This window comes from Polynucleobacter sp. 35-46-11, assembly GCF_002281105.1.
Genome location: NZ_NCFJ01000650.1, coordinates 1 through 1244, shown reverse-complemented (window position 1 = coordinate 1244; position 1244 = coordinate 1). Strand labels below are relative to the sequence as shown.

Genomic DNA, 1244 nt, shown 5'->3' with positions numbered 1-1244 from the left:
CACATTTAATTTTTGCATGGAATTTTCAAACGAAGTTTTTTGGTGATTTTTTCTCACAAATAAAATCGCCTGCTAAGCCCCTGTTCATGGAGCTTTGATTTTTCCTATTTTTTGGTCAAGGAAATAAAACAACGCTGTGATTTGTTCGAAAAATCTCAAAAATATACAGTGACTCCATCAACACAAAAAGTTTCATCAGCACTTTCGCTAAAACCGTGTTGGTATTTTTAAAACTTGAAGGAGCAACACCATGAGAATCACAGCAAATCAAAAGCAAGAAATCGCTAACGCCACTTTGGTAAAACTAGATGCATTAGCAAACCGTCGTCAAGTCTGGCAACGGGACTTTTACGATAAATCCAATAAGGCGCTTTACGCCCTTCTCTCGGATTGCCTTGGTATGTATTACGAAATTAAAGGCAGCTCTGCTGAGAAAGTCGTTTTAGAAGGTATTAAAGCCAATCTAGAAGGACGTGGCATTAAGGTACAAACCAGCACCCCAGTACTGACCTTGATCGTAAAGTACGTATTTAATGCTGAGCGCCGCCGCGCTTCTGCTTATTCCCGTGCATTACGAGTAGCAGCTAAAGAGTCGATTTCAGTGGGTAATTTCGCTGAATGGGTAATCAAGGTAGGCGGTATTGAAGAAGTAGCCAGTACTAAGGGCATTACCGATGAGACCATTAAAAAGCGTAGTCAGCTTGATAATAAGGTTGCCGAGGTTAAGCAATTATTAGTTAACCAACTACAACACCCGTTGAGTTTGGTGCCAAAAACTGCCTTAGCGCATCCAGCTGATTCTGCTGAATACACGCTCTTAATTGGCAAGATGCTAGCTAGTGGTCAAACGCAGGTTTTAAGCGTAGTGCCAGGCTCTACTACTGCCATGATCGAGCAAGCCATACGTAAGATTGCTCAAGAACTACTGAATAAGGTTGATGAGCATATCAAAGCCCAAGCAGAGCTTGCAGCACAAGCGGCAATTACTGAAGCGGCTAACCAAGCCTACTTCAAAGAGATGGCTTAAGCCTTTGCAAGTCTTGACAGGGGTGCGGTACCTATCACCTCACCCCTGCTTTTACCCAAATTAGAAAGGAATTACCATGAGCTTCGCACTCAAATACGCACCCACCTGTCTAGATGACGTAGTTATTGGCAGTCAAACCCTTAAAAATAGGCTATCTGACTACATCAATGATCGGGACTTAAAACCCCTCATCCTTCACGGCGGGGTTGGTACTGGC

The 1244-nt window shown here is 43.0% G+C and carries 1 protein-coding gene; it reads left to right on the top strand.

What is annotated here, in order from left to right:
- Window positions 1–250 precede the first annotated feature (250 nt).
- Window positions 251–1027, top strand: a complete 777-nt coding sequence (locus tag B7Y67_RS18460; RefSeq protein ID WP_293599882.1) for a hypothetical protein — start codon at window positions 251–253, stop codon at window positions 1025–1027.
- Window positions 1028–1244 lie beyond the last annotated feature (217 nt).